Origin of the sequence: Pseudomonas sp. Irchel s3a12 (genome assembly GCF_900187485.1) — a bacterium.
In the GTDB taxonomy this organism is placed as follows: Bacteria; Pseudomonadota; Gammaproteobacteria; order Pseudomonadales; family Pseudomonadaceae; genus Aquipseudomonas; species Aquipseudomonas neuropathica.
This window is the reverse complement of record NZ_FYDN01000015.1, coordinates 42,947-60,492: the sequence shown is the minus strand read 5'-3', so window position 1 is coordinate 60,492 and position 17,546 is coordinate 42,947. Positions and strand designations below refer to the sequence as shown.

Sequence of the window (17,546 nt, the reverse complement as noted above, 5' to 3'; positions counted from 1 at the left end):
CGGATTATAGCGACGGTTTCTCGGCTGTGCTATCCGAATAATCCGATACGGTTACACGAAGAAACGTCGCGGCGAACTCTTCTGGTGGTAACGGCAGGCTGACGATGTAGCCCTGGATCTGTTCACAGCCTTCGGCGGCGAGAAATTGTTGTTGTGCCTGGGTTTCCACACCTTCGGCGATAACCGTGAATTGCATGCTCCGGCCCAGCGCAATGATGGCCCGGACAATGGCCGCATCATGGGGATCGTCGGGCAGTCCGCGGACAAACGACTGGTCGATTTTGAGGATGTCCAGCGGCAGCCGTTTGAGGTAGCTGAGCGAAGAATATCCGGTGCCGAAGTCATCAATCGCCAATTGAACGCCGAGGTGTTTGAGTTGGTGTAACACCGCCAACGCCTCTTCAGCCTGACTCATGATGAAATTCTCGGTAATTTCCAGTTGCAGTAAATCCGGCTGCAGGCGGTTGTCGTTGAGTAGCTGTTCGATGCGTCCGAGCAGATTTGGCTGACGCAGTTGCGCACCGGCGAGGTTCACCGACAGCGGGCCGAGGCTGTCGTAGACCTGCCCCCATTCGAACATTTGCCGGCACGCCGTCTCGAGCACCCAGTCACCAATCTGCAGGATCATGCCGTTCTCTTCGGCCAGCGGAATGAAGTGCTCTGGCGGCACGTCGCCGAAGGTCGGGTGACGCCAGCGGATCAGCGCCTCGGCACCGACCAGGCGATGATCGTCTAGGCTGATTTTCGGTTGGTAGTAGAGGAACAGTTCATCACGTTCAATGGCCCGACGCAGTTCATGCTCAAGCGCAATGCGCTCGCTGGCCTGGGCGGTGAGGTCGCGGGTGTAGCTCTCGACGCGGTTGCGACCCTTGGCCTTGGAGCGGTACATCGCCGCGTCGGCGTTTTTCACCAAGGTGGCGACGTCACAACCGTCCCGTGGGTAGAGGCTGGTGCCAATGCTGGCGCTGATGAAGAACTCATGTTCGCCAGCCTGGAACGGCGCACCAAAGCAGTTGAGCAGTTTGGTGGCGATGTTATCGGCGTCGCTGGCCTGTTGCAGGCCGGGTAGCAGAATGATGAATTCGTCACCGCCCAGACGCGCCACGGTATCGATATCGCGCAGTTGCTCTTTCAGGCGCACGGCGATGCCCTTGAGCAGCAGGTCGCCGACCGGATGGCCGAGGCTGTCGTTGATGTGTTTGAAGCGGTCGAGATCGAGAAACAGCACGGCGCCCTGACCGCCGTTTTCCTGCTGACTGTTCAGTGCCATCAGCAAGCGGTTTTCGAACAGCGTGCGGTTTGGCAGGCCGGTGAGCGGGTCGTGGTGCGCCTGATAGTCGAGTTTGGCTTGCGCATGCTTGAGACTGGAGATGTCGGCAAACACCGCGACAAAGTGGGTAATGAACTTGTCGCGATTGCGCACAGCACTGATGGTCAGCCAGCTGGGGTACAGCTCGCCGTTCTTGCGTCGGTTGGAGATCTCGCCTTGCCAGTGACCTTCGTCGGTCAACTGGTGCCACATTGCCGCGTAGAATGCGCTGTCGTGCAGACCGGATGCGAGCAGGCGCGGGGTATGCCCGAGCGCTTCGCTTTCGCTGTAGCCGGTGATTTCGGTGAAAGCGCGATTGACCGCACTGATGTGTTGTTGGGTGTCGGTGATCAATACGCCTTCAGCGGTACTTTCGAACACGGTGGCGGCCTGCTGCAGTTTTTCCTGCATCAGATGCCGCTCGGTAATGTCGCGGGCGATGGTCAGCATGCAGTCATCTTCGCCAATCGGCAGCGGACGGCTGGATACTTCACAGAGGCGGATCTGCCCGTCACTGCGGCGGATATGGCAGGTGAAGTCACGGACGAAGCCGTCGCGATGCAACAGATCGAGCATCTGTTTGCGTTCGTTGAGGTTGACCCAGATTCCCAGATCCAGTGCCGAGCGATCCACCGACATGGCGCTATTGAAACCGGTGATACGGCTGAATCCTTCGTTGACCTCCAGCAGCAGGCCGTCGCTCTGGCGTGACAATAACAAACCGTCCGGCGAGGCGTGGAAGGCTTTGGCGAACTTCTCTTCGGAGGTTTGCAGTTGCTGTTGGGTTTCCTTGAGCTGGGTGATGTCGCGCACTACGACAACCAGCGCGGGGGTGGTATCGAGGTCGAACGGCTCGGCGGAAATCAGGCCAGTGAACAACTGGCCATTGTTGCGGCGAAACGGCATCTCCAGATTGCGAATGCTGCCCGCCTGCAAGCGCTGCAGCAATCCGGGACCGACGCCGGGTATCCCCCAGATATTCAGGTCAGTTGCGGTTTGCCCCAGCACTTCTTCGGCTTTCAAGCCGATTTGTTCTTCAAACGCTTCGTTGACCTCCAGCAGGCAGCCATCGGACAGCCGTGCAATCACTAGAATGTCCGGGCACTGCTGGAAGACCGAAGCGAACTTTTGTTCCGAAAGCCGCAGCGCTTCTTCAGTGCGCTTGATTTCGCTGATGTCGATCATCAAACCGCGCATCACCGGCTCGTGGCCATGTTCGATCAGGCTGACGATGTCGCGTACCCACAAACAGCGGCCATCAGCGGTGATAACGCGGTAATCGACGATGTGATCGCGACCCTGGCGAAGCGCTTCTTTGCAGTAATTCTGCGTACGGGTCAGGTCGGCCGGGTGAATAATGTTGTGCCAGAACCCGGGAATCAGCCAGTGCGATTGTGGATAGCCAAGCAAGTCTTCGGCGTGGGGCGACACATAGCTGTAGGTGAAGTCGCTCATCCGCGCTTCCCAGGCGATGGCCGACAGGCTCTCGACCAGGCCACGATAGTGGTATTCGCTGCTGCGCAGTTCCTGTTCGAGGTCGATACGTCGGGCGATTTCCGAACTCAGGCGGCGGTTGATGCGGATCACCACGGCGAGAATCGTCACCAACAGCAACAGACCTGGTAAACCGTAGATCAGCAGGTCCGACCAGAATGTCCGATGATCAAGGACGTTGCCGACCCAGTGCTCCTGAATGCTGCTGATTTCATCAGAGCTCATGTCAGCAAGGACTTTGTCGAGAATTCCCACCAGTATCTTGTTGTCACGGGGGACGGCCATTGCCAGTTGGTAGCGATATGGGGTTTCGCCGCTGACGTACAGACCGTCGAGCTTGAGCTGGCGCAGGCTCCAGACGCTGGAGGCGAGGTCGCCGACGACGGCGTCCACTTCGTCGGTCGCCAACGCTTGTAATGCCGAACTGACATTGGGCATGGCCACCAGATTCAGATCGGGGTGGTGGGTGCGCAGCAGTTCGTGGGGCGCGTAGTTTTCCACCACGGCGATCTTCAAGCCGTACAGGTCGTCAAGTTTGCGCGGTTGTGCACCGCCGATGTGCGAGAGGATGACGATAGGGAAGTCGAGATAAGGGCGGGTAAACGACAGGTAAGTCTGGCGCTCCGGTGTGGACATGATGCCGGGCAGGAGGTCGATCTTGCCTGATTTGACCTGTTCGAGCACCACCGTCCAGCTCACCGGTTCGATGGGCGTCAATTTGATTGCCAGGCGTTGGCGAATCACGTCGATATAGTCGGCAGCCAGGCCCTGATAGCGGCTCTGGTCGTCGCGAAACTCAAAGGGCGGCCACGACGCATCGACACCCAGGCGCAAGTCCGGGTGAGCCGCCAGCCAGCTACGTTCTTCATCGGTCAGAGTCAGCGCGTCAGCCGTTGCGGTCCAGATCATCAGTGACAGCAAAAAAAGCACGGACGCCAATCTGGGCATAACGCTCTCGTTATGGCTCGGGGATGATTGTTTCGAGTGTAGACGGGGTATGCGGGGGAGGGGCGTTGCGAAGGATTTAATCTGCCATATAAACAAAACCCCCGGCCTGGGCCGGGGGTTCTGGTATCACTCGTCGAGGAAGGAGCGCAGATGCTCGCTTCGCGTCGGGTGGCGTAGCTTGCGCAGCGCCTTGGCTTCGATCTGACGGATCCGCTCACGCGTTACGTCAAACTGTTTGCCCACTTCTTCGAGTGTGTGGTCGGTGTTCATGTCGATACCGAAACGCATGCGCAGTACTTTGGCTTCACGGGCAGTGAGGCCGGACAGCACTTCGCGAGTCGCTTCTTTTAGGCTCTCAACAGTGGCGACATCGATTGGCGACTGCATGGTCGAGTCTTCGATGAAGTCACCCAGATGGGAGTCTTCGTCATCACCGATCGGGGTTTCCATGGAGATCGGCTCTTTAGCGATCTTCAATACCTTGCGGATCTTGTCCTCAGGCATTTCCATGCGTTCGCCCAGCTCTTCCGGGGTCGGTTCGCGACCCATTTCCTGCAACATCTGCCGGGAAATGCGGTTGAGCTTGTTGATCGTCTCGATCATGTGCACCGGAATACGGATGGTGCGGGCCTGGTCGGCGATCGAGCGAGTGATCGCCTGACGGATCCACCAGGTGGCATAAGTCGAGAACTTGTAACCACGACGGTATTCGAACTTGTCTACCGCTTTCATCAGACCGATGTTGCCTTCCTGGATCAGATCGAGGAATTGCAGGCCACGGTTGGTGTACTTCTTGGCGATCGAGATCACCAGACGCAGGTTGGCTTCAACCATCTCTTTCTTCGCGCGGCGGGCCTTGGCCTCACCGATCGACATGCGACGGTTGATATCCTTGATTTCTGCGATGGTCAGACCGGTTTCGGTTTCCAGCGCGATCAGTTTCTGCTGGCAACGAATGATGTCCGGTTGCACGCGACCAATGGCTTCGGCGTATTTGCTCTTGCCTTTGGCCAGGGCGTCGGACCAGCTTTCGTCGACTTCGTTGCTCGGGAACTGACGCAGGAAATCGGCGCGTGGCATACGTGCATCACGTACGCACAGTTGCATGATCGCGCGCTCTTGCTGACGCAGACGATCCAGGGCACTGCGGACACGCTCGACCAGGCCTTCGAATTGCTTCGGCACCAGTTTGATCGGCATGAACAGCTCGGCCAGTGCGAGCAACTCGGCAATCGCTGCCTTGTTGTTGCGACCGTGCTTTTTCAGGGCCTTGCGGGTGATTTCCATCTGGTCAGCCACGGCGCCGAAACGCTGGGCAGCGATGACCGGATCCGGACCGCTTTCGGCTTCTTCTTCGTCATCGGAAGATTCGGCTTCATCGTCGTCGGTGTCGTCGTCGGCTTTCGCCACTTTGGCTTCGACAGGCGGCGGCACTTCGGCAGGCGGCGCAATGCCGTCGTCCGGGTCGATATAACCGCTCAGAACGTCGGACAGGCGACCACCTTCGGTGGTGACGCGGGTGTACTCGGAGAGAATGTGGTCAACCGTGCCAGGGAAGTGCGCGATTGCGCTCATCACTTCACGGATGCCCTCTTCGATACGCTTGGCGATTTCGATTTCGCCTTCACGAGTCAGAAGCTCGACCGTACCCATTTCACGCATGTACATGCGCACAGGGTCAGTGGTGCGACCGATATCGGTCTCCACCGCTGCCAACGCGGCGGCTGCTTCTTCCGCAGCGGCCTCGTCGGTATCGGCGTCGGCCAACATAAGGGCGTCCGCATCCGGAGCACTCTCGTGTACGGGGATCCCCATGTCGTTAATCATGCGGATGATGTCTTCCACCTGCTCAGGATCTGAAATATCCTCGGGCAGGTGGTCGTTGACCTCGGCGTAAGTCAGATACTTCTGCTCACGACCCAGTTTGATCAACTCAATAATACGAGACTGCTGTTGCGCTTTTCCGGACATAACACCCTATCCACTGAAGGTCTTGGCGGGCAAAAAACAAGCCGAGGATTATACCTGAGCTATGACCTCACGCGCCAGTTGAGGTCGGGTTTGATGCGGAAACATTGCGACTTAGTAGGTCGCGCAGTTGGTTTTTCTCTTCAACGCTCAGTTCGCTTTGACGCGCTTTCCTGAGCAACTGTTCCAGATTTCGCTCGCGTTGGCGGGCTGACAAGCTAGTAATGGTGTCGAAAAACTGTTGTTCAAGGTTATCGCCGTCAATCAGCCACTCCTTTTCTGCCAAAGCCTTGAGCAAGCGTCCCTGTTCAGTGCCGTGCCATCGCGCGATCAACTGAAATGAGTTTAGCTTGGGATTCTTCTGTACAGCTTCGAGCAGGGCCACAAGTAACTGGGCGTTGGTCTGATTCTCGTCCGCAATGTGCCCGGCATCTTCGACGCGCTTGGCCAATTGCGGGTGATGAAGCAGTGTGCGCAGGGCGGTCAGGGTTGGCGACTCGACGCCAATCGGTGTGCGCGGGCGCTGCTGATCGCGATCACCGCCACGTTTGCCGTTCTTGTCCCAGGGCTTTTTGTCCCACTTCTTGCCGCCAGCACCGGGCTTTTTCGGCGTCCACTCCTGCTGCGGCACATACATGTCCTGTGCCTGCGGCTGATGGTAGTCGCTGTAGTCCGGCATCGCATCGTAATCGATGCCCGGATCGTAGGCAGGCGGCGCTTCCTGTGGCGCGCTTTGTGCCAGCTGACTGACGGTTTCGCTGCTCAGGCCGGTAATTTCGGTCAGGCGCTGACGCATCAGAATACGCAGGTTGGCGCCCGGCACTTTGTCGATCAGTGGTGCGGCGAGGGTGGCCATGTGGGCCTTGCCTTCGAGCGAGCGCGGATCGGCTTCTTCGGTCAATTGCTGGAAGAAATAATCCGCCAGTGGCTGAGCATGCTGATTGATCCGGGCCTTGAAGGCGTCAGTGCCTTCGGCGCGCACCAAGGTATCCGGGTCTTCGCCTTCGGGCAGAAACAAAAAGCGCGCCCGGCGGCCGTCTTGCAGGCTTGAAAGCGTAGCTTCGAGCGCGCGCCAGGCGGCGTTGCGGCCGGCCTGGTCGCCGTCGAAACAGAACAGCACGTTCGGTACGACGCGGAACAGGCGCTTCAAATGTTCTTCGCTGGTCGCGGTGCCCAGCGTCGCGACGGCATTCTTCAGCCCCTGCTGTGCGAGGGCGATGACGTCCATGTAGCCTTCGACGACGATGATTTCGTCGAGGTTGCGGTTGTTCTTGCGTGCTTCATAGAGGCCGTAGAGTTCCTGGCCTTTATGGAATACCGGGGTTTCCGGTGAGTTCAGGTATTTCGGCTTGTCGTCGCCGAGTACGCGGCCACCGAAAGCGATGATCCGCCCGCGGGTGTCGCGAATCGGGAACATTACGCGATCGCGGAAGCGGTCATAGCGTTTGCCGGTTTCGGCGTTCTCGATCAGCAGGCCAGCGTCGATCATGGCCTTCTGCTGCAATGTATCGCTGCTCAAGTGCTTGAACAGATTGTCCCAGCCCGGCGGCGCGAAACCGAGGCCGAAATCCCGGGCGATCTCGCCAGTCAGGCCGCGTCCTTTTAGGTAATCCACCGCAGCTTTGCGTGCTGGATGGCTCTTGAGCGCCTGCCGGTAAAAGTCGGCGGCGGCGGTGAGCAGCGGATACAGCGGCGAATCGGTCGGCTGCCGTGGCTTGCGCTCGCGGCCGCTTTCTTCGCGGGGGATTTCCATACCGGCGGCTTTGGCCAGATCTTCGACAGCCTGGGGGAAATCCAGGTTGTCGTGATCCATGAGAAAGCCGAGGGCATTGCCGCCGGCGCCGCAGCCGAAACAGTAATAGAACTGCTTGTCGGGGCTGACGCTGAAGGACGGGGTTTTTTCTTTGTGAAACGGGCAACAGGCGGTGTAGTTCTTGCCGGCCTTCTTCAATTGCACGCGCGAACTGACCACATCGACGATGTCGGTGCGGTTCAGCAGGTCGTCAATGAAGCTCTGGGGAATCAGCCCGGCCATGGCGTACTCGTCGTCTGCGCTGTAATAAGTCCGATGCGAAATGCTGCCGAACGCGGGTCATTGTTTGAAGCGCGCAAAATATGCGGCTCGACCGGTGTCGTCTGCGTAATCGCTGTCGGGAAGTGTATCTGCCGAAAATCCACTGACGTTAGTACTCATCAGCCTTCGACTATTTGAAAGTGTTGCGCTGAATCCGCTGACGGCCGGTTAGGGGCCTCGGATAGCTCAATAAAGCGGGCACGCATGCAGGTGCCTTGGGCTGATCGTCGTAAGAGGAATCAGTGGGTGTGCTCGTCAGTAGCCTTGAAAGGCTCGTCAGAAAAGACGTGCACCGCTGGCAAAAGAGCCAGGTCTGACGTGTGAAGCAGATTCGTCTTGGTCGCGTGTGCGGCTTCGACGTTGAAGCATCAAGCGTTTTACGCAAATGCCATTAGCCCGGCTGAGAGCCGGGCTTAGGCAAAGAAGCTTGCAACGAACGTCTGTGTATTAGTACAGACGAACGGCGCGGCGCTGTTCGCGCTGAACTTTCTTGGCGTGACGCTTAACAGCGGCTGCTGCTTTGCGCTTACGCTCAGAAGTTGGCTTCTCGTAAAATTCGCGGCTACGAACTTCAGCCAGTACACCGGCTTTTTCGCAGGAGCGCTTGAAACGACGCAGAGCTACGTCGAAGGGTTCGTTCTCTTTAACTTTGACGGCTGGCATCCAGAGCTACCTTCATTCATTACCGGGGTCAACATCCTCGCGGCAAAAGAGCACTTGAAGACGTCGGTTTTTAAGGGTTGCGGATGTTAACCCCTCATCGCTCGGAATGCAAAGCCTCTGATCGAAAACCGCTGGTCGGGGCATCACGCGGCGACTATTATGCGCGCCTTCGAATTCAGCCTAAACAAGGCGCAAACCCATGCTAGTACTGGGATTAGAAACCTCCTGCGACGAAACCGGTGTCGCATTATATGACAGCGAACGCGGCCTGCTGGCCGACGCACTGTTCAGCCAGATCGACCTGCACCGCGCTTATGGCGGTGTGGTACCGGAGCTGGCCTCGCGTGACCACGTCAAGCGCATGCTGCCCTTGATTCGTCAGGTGTTGGCAGAAGCCGACTGCGTGCCGACCGAGATCGATGCGATCGCCTACACCGCGGGTCCTGGCCTGGTTGGCGCGTTGCTGGTCGGCGCTTCCTGCGCTCAGGCGCTGGCGTTTGCCTGGGGCATTCCTGCGCTCGGCGTGCACCACATGGAAGGCCACTTGCTGGCGCCGATGCTGGAGCCGAAACCGCCCGAATTCCCGTTCGTCGCTTTGTTGGTCTCCGGCGGTCATACGCAACTGGTTCAGGTCGATGGCATCGGCCAATACAGTCTGCTCGGCGAGACGCTGGATGATGCCGCTGGTGAGGCATTCGACAAAACCGCGAAGATGATGGGTCTCAATTATCCGGGGGGGCCGGAAATCGCCAAACTGGCCGAGAAGGGCGTCGCAGGACGTTTTACCTTCCCGCGTCCGATGTGTGATCGCCCGGGTCTGCAATTCAGCTTCAGTGGTCTGAAAACCTCTGCGCTCAACGCCTGGCAGCAGTGCGTCAACGCCGGGGACGACAGCGAGCAAGCCCGTTGCGACATCGCGCTGGCGTTCCAGCAGGCCGTGGTGGAGACTTTGACCATCAAGTGCAAGCGTGCCCTGAAGCAGGCCGGTATGAAGCGTCTGGTGATTGCGGGCGGCGTCAGCGCCAATAAGGCGTTACGTGTTTCGCTGGAAAAGATGCTCGGCGACATGAAGGGCGATGTGTTTTATGCGCGCCCGGAGTTCTGTACCGACAATGGCGCGATGATCGCGTTTGCCGGTTGCCAGCGTTTGCAGGCCGGTCAGCAGGAAAGTCTGGCAATCAGCGTGCAGGCGCGCTGGCCGATGGAGCAATTGTCGGCGTTGTGATGAGTGGCGCTCATGGCCGGTATTTAAAAATGCCGTTCGCGCCCGGCAAACAGGTCGCGTAGATTGCCGCGGTGGCGCCAGACGATCAGCAGTGTCAGCGCGCTCATCGGCAGCAGCGCTTCCGGTTCCTGCCAGGCCAACAAAGGCAAGGTCAGGGGCGTAGCGATAAGGGCCGCCAGCGAGCTGGTGCGGGTCAGGTAGAACGTCAGCAGCCAGGCGCAGATGGCCAGCAGCGCGGCGGGCGGATACAGGCCCAGCAGCATGCCGGCGGCGGTGGCAACACCTTTACCACCACGGAAGCGGAAATACAGCGGGAACAGGTGACCGATCACGGCGCACACGCCGATCCACGCCTGATCCTGCAGCGAAAGGCCGGCAGTCGAAGCGATCAGCACCGGCACCAGGCCTTTGCACAGATCACCCAGCAAGGTCAGGATCGCCAGTTTGCGACCGGCCAGGCGCAGCATGTTGGTGGCACCGGCATTACCCGAGCCACTCATTCGCGGATCCGGGTTTCCGGTCAGGCGGCTGAGCAAAATGGCGAAGGACAGCGAGCCGAGCAGGTAGGCGAGAGTCGCCAGTAACCAAAACATGCTAACTATTCCGGGCGAGGACGCCCTGATTCTAACGGCGCATTGCGCCCTTGTCGTGCAGCGGAGAGAAGTGCTTGGACAGAGTGTTTATCGAAGGCCTGGAAGTCGACACCGTGATTGGTGCCTACGACTGGGAGCGCGGCATCCGCCAGTGCCTGCGGCTTGATCTGAGCTTCGCCTGGGATAATCGCCCGGCCGCGGCCGGTGATGACCTGACCCTGGCGCTCGACTACGCCAGCGTGTCCACGCGAATTCAGGCGTTTGCCGAGCAAGCGCAGTTTCAACTGGTCGAGACCTTTGCCGAACGTCTGGTTGAAGTGCTGATGAGCGAATTCAAGATCACTTGGGTACGCCTGAAGCTGACCAAGCCCGGCGCCGTTCCGGCTGCCAAGGGCGGCGTGGGTGTGGAGATCGAGCGCGGATGTCGCTGACTCAGGTCTACCTCGGGCTCGGTAGCAATATCGAGCGCGAAACCCATTTGCGCGCAGGGCTTGAAGCGTTGGCGACGTTTCTGGTGGATATCCGCTGTTCGGCGGTGTTCGAGAGCCAACCGGTGGGGATCAAAAGCGGGCCGTTCTTCAACTTCGTGGTGTCGGCGTATACCGATCTGCCGTTGATGGAGCTGGACCGACGCTTGAAATTCATTGAGGCGGATAACGGACGTTACGCGCCGGATCGCAAGGGCTTGCCGCTGGATATCGACGTGCTGTTGTATGGTGATCTGGCGGGGAATTTCGACGGACTGGTTCTGCCGCGCGCGGAGATTCTGAAAAATGCTTTTGTGCTGTGGCCGCTGTCGCTGATTGCGCCGGATCGCGTGCATCCGGGGGTGGGAAAGAGCTTCGCGACTTTGTGGGCTGAAGCGCAGATTGATCAGGTGCTGGCGCCAGTGCCGTTCGAATGGCGGGGTGAGCAGTTAACCCCGCCGAATCTTTAAAAGCAAAAGATCGCAGCCTGCGGCAGGTCCTGCAGAGAAACGCATATTCCCGTGTGGGAGCTGCCGCAGGCTGCGATCTTCTGATCTTGCTTCAGGCGTTCTCTTTGTAAGCCTTCAACGCCTTGAGCCGTTCACGCTTTAGCGCTTCGCCAAGCTCCGGCCCTTTGAATCCCTTCTCCAGCAACGGCTGCACCGCAACCTCTCGCGCAGCCTTCGCCGCACCGCGCAAATAATCCGCCTGTGGATAACTTCTCTGCTCCAGCCCTTTACGGCCTCGGGCGTCCATTTCGCATGCGGCGATAAACTCTTCAAACCGCTGCGGTCGGCGATACACGTCAAAACTCTGCAGCAGGTCAAGCAGCGTCGAGGCCTTCAACTCCAGCGCCCGGTGGCTGTGGGTGTGGTACTTGCCGACTAACAAGGCCAACTCCTGACAATCCTTTGGTGCCTTAAAGCGTTCGTTGACCGCTTTGATCAGCTTCAACCCCGTGTGCTCATGGGCGATGTGTCGCGGCCACTCTTCTTCCGGGGTCAGACCTTTGCCGAGATCGTGCAGCAGGCAAGCCCAGCGAACCGTCAGCGGTTGTTTGTGCCGCGCCGATTGCTCCAGGACGCTAAGGGTGTGCAGGCCGGTATCGATTTCCGGGTGATGCGCTTCAGGTTGTGGCACACCGAAAAGCGCGTCGACTTCCGGCATCAGTACTTTCAGCGCGCCGCAGTCGCGAAGCACCTGAATGAACACTTGCGGCTGATCTTCCATCAGTGCCCGGGAGATTTCTTTCCAGCTACGTTCGGCGGTCAACGCCTCCAGCTCACCGGACTCGCTGAGCTCATGCATCAATTCCAGCGTCTCCGGTGCGACGGTAAAACCCAGCCCGGCATAGCGCGCTGCGAAACGGGCAACCCGCAATACACGGAGGGGATCTTCGGCGAACGCCGGAGAAACGTGGCGCAGAATCCGGGCTTCCAGATCGCGCTGGCCATGGTAGGGATCGGTCAGATTGTGCTCATTGTCCTCGGCCATGGCGTTGATGGTCAGGTCGCGACGAATCAGGTCTTCTTCAAGCGTCACTTCGGGGCTGGCGTGAAAAGTGAAACCGCCATAACCGCGCCCGCTCTTGCGTTCGGTTCGAGCGAGGGCGTACTCCTCGCCGCTTTTGGGATGAAGAAACACCGGGAAATCCGCGCCGACCGGGCGATAACCCTGGGCGAGCATTTCTTCCGTGGTGGCACCGACTACGACCCAATCGATGTCAGTGACTGGTTTGCCCAGCAAGCGATCACGTACGGCACCGCCAACCTTGAAAATCTGCATAAAAAACCTCCGTTAGCCCGACAGAATAACCCTTGCGTCAGACTTTCGGAGGCCGGAACCGGATCAAAGATGAATGACGGCAAGGTCAAGTCGACCGTAATCCCCTTCGCTGTGTTCACTGCGGGGGGGAACGTGGTGGGTTTTCATGATCTGGTCGCCTTGCAGGGTTTCCAGATGGATATCGAAGCCCCACAGGCGATGCAGATGTTTAAGCACTTCGTCAGTGGAGTCTCCCAGCGGTTTGCGATCGTGCTGTTGGTGACGCAAGGTCAGTGAGCGGTCGCCGCGCCGATCGATGCTGTAGATCTGCACGTTCGGTTCACGATTGCCGAGGTTGTATTGCGCGGCCAGCGTTTCGCGGATGATCCGGTAGCCGGGTTCGTCATGAATCGCAGGCACCAACAAGTCGTCCTTCTGATCGTCATCCATGATGCTGAACAGTTTCAGGTCACGGATCACCTTGGGCGACAGATACTGCAGGATGAAACTCTCATCCTTGAAGCTGCTCATGGCGAATTTGATGGTCGACAGCCAGTCGCTCCCGGCAATTTCCGGGAACCAGTGACGATCCTCTTCGGTAGGTTCTTCACACATGCGCCGGATGTCGCGATACATTGCGAAACCCAGCGCGTAGGGGTTGATGCCGTTGTAGTAAGGGCTATCGAAACCTGGCTGGAACACCACACTAGTGTGCGAGGTGAGGAACTCCATCATGAAGCCGTCGGTGACCAGCCCTTCGTCGTACAAGTCGTTCATCAGCGTGTAGTGCCAGAACGTTGCCCAGCCTTCGTTCATCACTTGGGTCTGGCGTTGCGGGTAGAAGTACTGGGCGATCTTGCGCACGATCCGCACGATCTCGCGCTGCCACGGTTCCAGTAACGGCGCGTGTTTTTCGATGAAGTACAGGATGTTTTCCTGCGGCTCGGCGGGGAAGCGGGCGTTATCCTTGTCGCTGTATTTATCCGCGCCTTTGGGAATGGTGCGCCACAGATCGTTGATCTGCTTCTGCATGTGCTCTTCACGATCCTTCTGCCGACGCCGTTCTTCTTCGGCGGAAATCGGGTAAGGACGTTTGTAGCGGTCGACGCCGTAGTTCATCAACGCATGGCAGGAGTCGAGCAGGTCTTCTACTGCATCGATGCCGTGACGCTCCTCGCACTGCATGATGTACTGCTTGGCAAACACCAGGTAATCGATGATCGAGCTGGCGTCGGTCCAGGTGCGGAACAGGTAATTGCCCTTGAAGAAACTGTTATGCCCGTAACAGGCATGGGCCACTACCAGCGCCTGCATGCAGATGGTGTTTTCCTCCATCAGATAGGCGATGCACGGGTCAGAGTTGATCACGATTTCGTAGGCGAGGCCCATCTGCCCACGGCTGTACGACTTTTCCGTGCTGAGGAAGTGTTTGCCGTAGGACCAGTGGTGGTAGCCCAGTGGCATGCCCACCGAGGCATACGCATCCATCATCTGCTCGGCGGTGATCACTTCAATCTGGTTGGGGTAGGTATCCAGCGCATAGCGGGCCGCGATCCGGGCGATTTCGCGGTCATAGGTCTGAATCAGCTCGAACGTCCATTCGGAGCCGGTGGAAATGGGTTGGCGCTTCTGCTCTTTGGCGGTCATGTCACTAACCTGCGCTGGAAGAGTTCACGGAAGACCGGATAGATATCCCCGGCCGAGACCAGTTGCTGCTGGGCAAAAGTGTCAGAAAAGGCTTCGGCGATGCGTTCGTACTCGTACCACAAGGCCTGATGTTCGCGCGGGGTAATCTCCACATAAGTGTAGTACTGCACAAACGGCATGATCTGGTTGATCAGGATGTCGCGGCAGATTGGCGAGTCGTCGTTCCAGTTATCACCATCGGAAGCCTGCGCCGCGTAGATATTCCACTCGTTGCTCGGGTAACGCTCGGCCATGATCTCCTGCATCAGTTTCAGGGCGCTGGAAACGATGGTGCCGCCGGTTTCCCGTGAATAGAAAAACTCTTCTTCGTCGACTTCCCGGGCACTGGTGTGGTGGCGGATGAACACGACGTCGATCTTGTCGTAGTTCCGTTTCAGGAACAGGTACAACAGGATGAAAAAGCGTTTGGCGATGTCCTTGGTCGCCTGGGTCATGGAGCCGGAGACGTCCATCAGGCAGAACATCACGGCTTTCGAGCTGGGGTTGGGCTGTTTGATCAGCAAGTTGTATTTCAAGTCGAAGGTATCGAGGAACGGCACACGATGGATGCGCGCGCTGAGTTTCTCGATTTCTGCCTCGAGCTCCTGAATATCGCCGAAGTTATCTGGCTCTTCGCGTCTTAGACGTTCAAGTTCTTCTTTCACTTCACGCAGTTTTGCCCTGCTGCTGCCGGACAAGGCAATGCGCCGAGCATGAGCCGAACGCAGCGTGCGGATGATATTTATCCGCGACGGGTTGCCTTCGTTGCTGATCCCGGCCCGCACGGTTTTGAAGGTGTCGGTACCGCTCAGGTTGCGTTTGACCAGGTTTGGCAGTTCGAGGTCTTCGAACATGAATTCGAGGAATTCTTCCTGAGTGATCTGGAAGACGAATTCGTCCATGCCCTCGCCGGAGTTGCCGGCCTTGCCCGGGCCGCGTCCGCCACCGCCTCCCGGCGGGCGAGCGATGTGTTCGCCGGCGGTGAACTCCTTGTTGCCAGGATGCACCACGGTCTGCTTGCCGCCACGGCCGTGGTGAAGCACCGGTTCGTCGATGTCGCGACCGGGAATACTGATCTGTTCGCCGTGCTCCATATCGGTAATGGAGCGCCGGCTGACCGCCTCTTCGACAGCCTTCTTAATGTGGTCACGGTAACGCCGCAGGAAGCGCTGACGGTTTACCGTGCTCTTGTTCTTGCCATTGAGACGTCGGTCGATCACATAACTCATAGGAAGCCCTCCGGGCAGCTTCAAGTTGTGAGCTTCAAGCTGCAAGTAAAAGCAGGTTCCCGGGCATCAGTGGGTTACGCGCTTTGTTCTTGCAGCTCGTAGCTAAAAGCTTGCAGCTGCTTCACTGCGACTTCCGTACCCGTAGGTACCATTCGGAAAGAAGCCGTACCTGTTTGTCGGTGTAGCCGCGTTCGACCATTCGAGTGACGAAGTCGTTGTGCTTTTGCTGATCCTCTTTGCTGGCCTTGGCATTGAAGCTGATGACTGGCAGCAGGTCCTCGGTGTTCGAGAACATTTTCTTCTCGATGACCACCCGCAGTTTCTCGTAGCTGAGCCAGGTCGGGTTCTTGCCGTTGTTGTTGGCCCGTGCGCGCAGTACGAAGTTGACGATCTCGTTGCGGAAATCCTTCGGATTGCTGATGCCGGCCGGTTTTTCGATTTTCTCCAGTTCTTCGTTCAGCGCGACGCGGTTGAGAATCTCGCCGGTTTCCGGATCGCGGTATTCCTGATCCTGAATCCAGAAGTCCGCGTACAGCACGTAGCGGTCGAAGATGTTCTGGCCGTACTCGCTGTAAGACTCGAGGTACGCGGTCTGGATCTCCTTGCCGATGAATTCGATATAACGCGGCGCTAGGTATTCCTTCAGGTAGCGCAGATAGCGCTCGCGGGTTTCGGCCTGGAATTGCTCCTGTTCGATCTGCTGTTCCAGCACATAGAGCAGATGCACCGGGTTGGCGGCGATTTCATGCGGGTCGAAGTTGAAGACCTTGGAGAGGATCTTGAACGCGAAGCGGGTCGACAGCCCGTTCATGCCCTCGTCGACGCCTGCCGAGTCGCGGTATTCCTGGATCGACTTGGCCTTTGGATCGGTGTCCTTGAGGTTTTCGCCGTCGTAGACGCGCATCTTCGAATAGATGTTGGAGTTTTCCGGCTCCTTGAGGCGCGACAGCACAGTGAACTGTGCGAGCATCTTCAAGGTGTCCGGCGCGCAATGCGCTTTGGCCAGGGAGCTGTTGAACAGCAGTTTGTCGTAGATCTTCACTTCGTCACTGACGCGCAGGCAGTACGGCACTTTGACGATATAGATCCGGTCGATGAACGCTTCGTTGTTCTTGTTGTTGCGGAAGGTGTGCCATTCCGATTCGTTGGAGTGGGCGAGCAGGATCCCGGTGAACGGAATCGCGCCGAGGCCTTCGGTACTGTTGTAGTTGCCTTCCTGCGTCGCGGTCAGCAATGGGTGCAGCACCTTGATGGGTGCCTTGAACATTTCGACGAATTCCATCAGGCCCTGGTTGGCCCGGCACAGCGCACCGGAGTAGCTGTAGGCGTCGGCGTCGTTCTGTGGGTATTCCTCGAGTTTGCGGATGTCGACCTTGCCGACCAGTGCGGAGATGTCCTGGTTGTTCTCGTCCCCCGGTTCGGTCTTGGCCACGGCGATCTGGTTGAGGATCGACGGGTACAGTTTGACCACGCGGAACTGGCTGATGTCGCCGCCAAATTCGGCCAGGCGTTTGGTCGCCCATGGCGACATGATGGTGTTCAGATATCGCCGTGGGATACCGAAGTCTTCTTCGAGGATCGCGCCATCTTCGGTTGCGTTGAACAGACCCAGTGGTGATTCGAATACCGGCGAGCCCTTGATCGCATAGAAAGGCACTTTTTCAATCAGTTGTTTCAGCTTCTCGGCCAGGGACGATTTACCGCCACCGACGGGACCGAGCAGATAAAGGATCTGTTTCTTCTCTTCCAGGCCTTGGGCGGCATGGCGGAAATACGAGACGATCTGGTCGATGCATTCTTCCATCCCGTGGAAGTCTTCAAAGGCCGGATAGCGACGGATCACCTTGTTGGAGAAGATGCGTGACAGCCTCGAATTGGTCGAGGTGTCGAGCAGTTCCGGTTCACCGATGGCCAGTAATAGACGCTCGGCGGCAGAAACGTAGGCGCTCCGGTCTTTTTTGCACAGCTCCAGGTACTCTTGCAGCGAGAGTTCTTCCTGGCGTGTGGACTCGAAGCGTTGTTGGAAGTGGCTAAAGATACTCATGACGTCACCTCGCTCGATACGTGGAGCCGACGCCGGATCACTCAGTCGATGCTGGCAAACAACCGTTTAGGCAGCTGTTTGT

12 protein-coding genes are annotated in these 17,546 nt (G+C 58.1%); 3 read left to right on the top strand and 9 right to left on the bottom strand.

The genetic code is table 11. The features are described 5' to 3' along the window. Positions 1–4 precede the first annotated feature (4 nt). From CKW14_RS23495 to rpsU, 4 genes are all read right to left on the bottom strand, one after another. A complete protein-coding gene (locus CKW14_RS23495) occupies positions 5–3,751 on the bottom strand; it encodes a bifunctional diguanylate cyclase/phosphodiesterase (RefSeq protein WP_095126221.1) in 3,747 nt (1,248 codons plus the stop codon). A gap of 126 nt (positions 3,752–3,877) precedes the next feature. Beyond that, positions 3,878–5,722 carry an RNA polymerase sigma factor RpoD gene (gene rpoD, locus CKW14_RS23490; RefSeq protein WP_093441990.1) on the bottom strand — a complete coding sequence of 615 codons (1,845 nt, stop codon included), beginning with the start codon at positions 5,720–5,722 and terminating at the stop codon, positions 3,878–3,880. Positions 5,723–5,789: 67 nt separating this feature from the next. Next, positions 5,790–7,754 carry a DNA primase gene (dnaG, locus tag CKW14_RS23480; protein ID WP_093441982.1) on the bottom strand — a complete coding sequence of 655 codons (1,965 nt, stop codon included), beginning with the start codon at positions 7,752–7,754 and terminating at the stop codon, positions 5,790–5,792. Between the two features lie 486 nt (positions 7,755–8,240). Continuing rightward, a complete protein-coding gene (rpsU, locus tag CKW14_RS23475; protein WP_002551877.1) occupies positions 8,241–8,456 on the bottom strand; it encodes a 30S ribosomal protein S21 in 216 nt (71 codons plus the stop codon). 199 nt (positions 8,457–8,655) lie between these two features. On the opposite strand from rpsU, the gene tsaD reads away from it, so the two are divergent. Continuing rightward, positions 8,656–9,681, top strand: a complete 1,026-nt coding sequence (gene tsaD, locus CKW14_RS23470; protein ID WP_093441977.1) for a tRNA (adenosine(37)-N6)-threonylcarbamoyltransferase complex transferase subunit TsaD — start codon at positions 8,656–8,658, stop codon at positions 9,679–9,681. Positions 9,682–9,704: 23 nt separating this feature from the next. Here tsaD and plsY read toward each other — a convergent pair whose 3' ends face one another. Then, a complete protein-coding gene (plsY, locus tag CKW14_RS23465) occupies positions 9,705–10,274 on the bottom strand; it encodes a glycerol-3-phosphate 1-O-acyltransferase PlsY (RefSeq protein ID WP_095050308.1) in 570 nt (189 codons plus the stop codon). A 74-nt stretch (positions 10,275–10,348) separates the two neighbouring features. Here plsY and folB point away from each other — a divergent pair, with 74 nt between their 5' ends. Together folB and folK are read left to right on the top strand one after the other, a co-directional pair. Then, positions 10,349–10,705: a dihydroneopterin aldolase gene (folB, locus tag CKW14_RS23460; RefSeq protein ID WP_064390789.1), complete on the top strand. Its 357-nt coding sequence runs from the start codon at positions 10,349–10,351 to the stop codon at positions 10,703–10,705. After that, a complete protein-coding gene (folK, locus tag CKW14_RS23455) occupies positions 10,696–11,211 on the top strand; it encodes a 2-amino-4-hydroxy-6-hydroxymethyldihydropteridine diphosphokinase (protein WP_095050309.1) in 516 nt (171 codons plus the stop codon). The genes folB and folK overlap by 10 nt, the downstream gene beginning before the upstream one ends. A 91-nt stretch (positions 11,212–11,302) precedes the next feature. Here folK and CKW14_RS23450 read toward each other — a convergent pair whose 3' ends face one another. The 4 genes from CKW14_RS23450 to CKW14_RS23435 all read right to left on the bottom strand — a co-directional run bounded on the left by CKW14_RS23450 (position 11,303) and on the right by CKW14_RS23435 (position 17,464). Then, a complete protein-coding gene (locus CKW14_RS23450) occupies positions 11,303–12,526 on the bottom strand; it encodes a multifunctional CCA addition/repair protein (RefSeq protein ID WP_095126220.1) in 1,224 nt (407 codons plus the stop codon). Between the two features lie 63 nt (positions 12,527–12,589). Beyond that, the gene (locus CKW14_RS23445) at positions 12,590–14,152 is read right to left on the bottom strand and encodes a SpoVR family protein (protein ID WP_093441957.1); all 1,563 of its coding nucleotides are present in this window, start codon (positions 14,150–14,152) and stop codon (positions 12,590–12,592) included. Further along, positions 14,149–15,420, bottom strand: a complete 1,272-nt coding sequence (locus CKW14_RS23440) for a YeaH/YhbH family protein (RefSeq protein ID WP_007910114.1) — start codon at positions 15,418–15,420, stop codon at positions 14,149–14,151. The genes CKW14_RS23445 and CKW14_RS23440 overlap by 4 nt, the downstream gene beginning before the upstream one ends. 121 nt (positions 15,421–15,541) lie before the next feature. Continuing rightward, positions 15,542–17,464: a PrkA family serine protein kinase gene (locus tag CKW14_RS23435; RefSeq protein ID WP_007910115.1), complete on the bottom strand. Its 1,923-nt coding sequence runs from the start codon at positions 17,462–17,464 to the stop codon at positions 15,542–15,544. Positions 17,465–17,546 lie beyond the last annotated feature (82 nt).

Bases quoted from the DNA above. Each gene is read 5' to 3' on its own strand.
- dnaG (WP_093441982.1), bottom strand. From the start codon at position 7,754: ATGGCCGGGCTGATTCCCCAGAGCTTCATTGACGACCTGCTGAACCGC.
- CKW14_RS23495 (WP_095126221.1), bottom strand. From the start codon at position 3,751: ATGCCCAGATTGGCGTCCGTGCTTTTTTTGCTGTCACTGATGATCTGG.
- tsaD (WP_093441977.1), top strand. From the start codon at position 8,656: ATGCTAGTACTGGGATTAGAAACCTCCTGCGACGAAACCGGTGTCGCA.
- plsY (WP_095050308.1), bottom strand. From the start codon at position 10,274: ATGTTTTGGTTACTGGCGACTCTCGCCTACCTGCTCGGCTCGCTGTCC.
- folK (WP_095050309.1), top strand. From the start codon at position 10,696: ATGTCGCTGACTCAGGTCTACCTCGGGCTCGGTAGCAATATCGAGCGC.
- CKW14_RS23440 (WP_007910114.1), bottom strand. From the start codon at position 15,420: ATGAGTTATGTGATCGACCGACGTCTCAATGGCAAGAACAAGAGCACG.
- rpsU (WP_002551877.1), bottom strand. From the start codon at position 8,456: ATGCCAGCCGTCAAAGTTAAAGAGAACGAACCCTTCGACGTAGCTCTG.
- rpoD (WP_093441990.1), bottom strand. From the start codon at position 5,722: ATGTCCGGAAAAGCGCAACAGCAGTCTCGTATTATTGAGTTGATCAAA.
- CKW14_RS23450 (WP_095126220.1), bottom strand. From the start codon at position 12,526: ATGCAGATTTTCAAGGTTGGCGGTGCCGTACGTGATCGCTTGCTGGGC.
- CKW14_RS23445 (WP_093441957.1), bottom strand. From the start codon at position 14,152: ATGACCGCCAAAGAGCAGAAGCGCCAACCCATTTCCACCGGCTCCGAA.
- CKW14_RS23435 (WP_007910115.1), bottom strand. From the start codon at position 17,464: ATGAGTATCTTTAGCCACTTCCAACAACGCTTCGAGTCCACACGCCAG.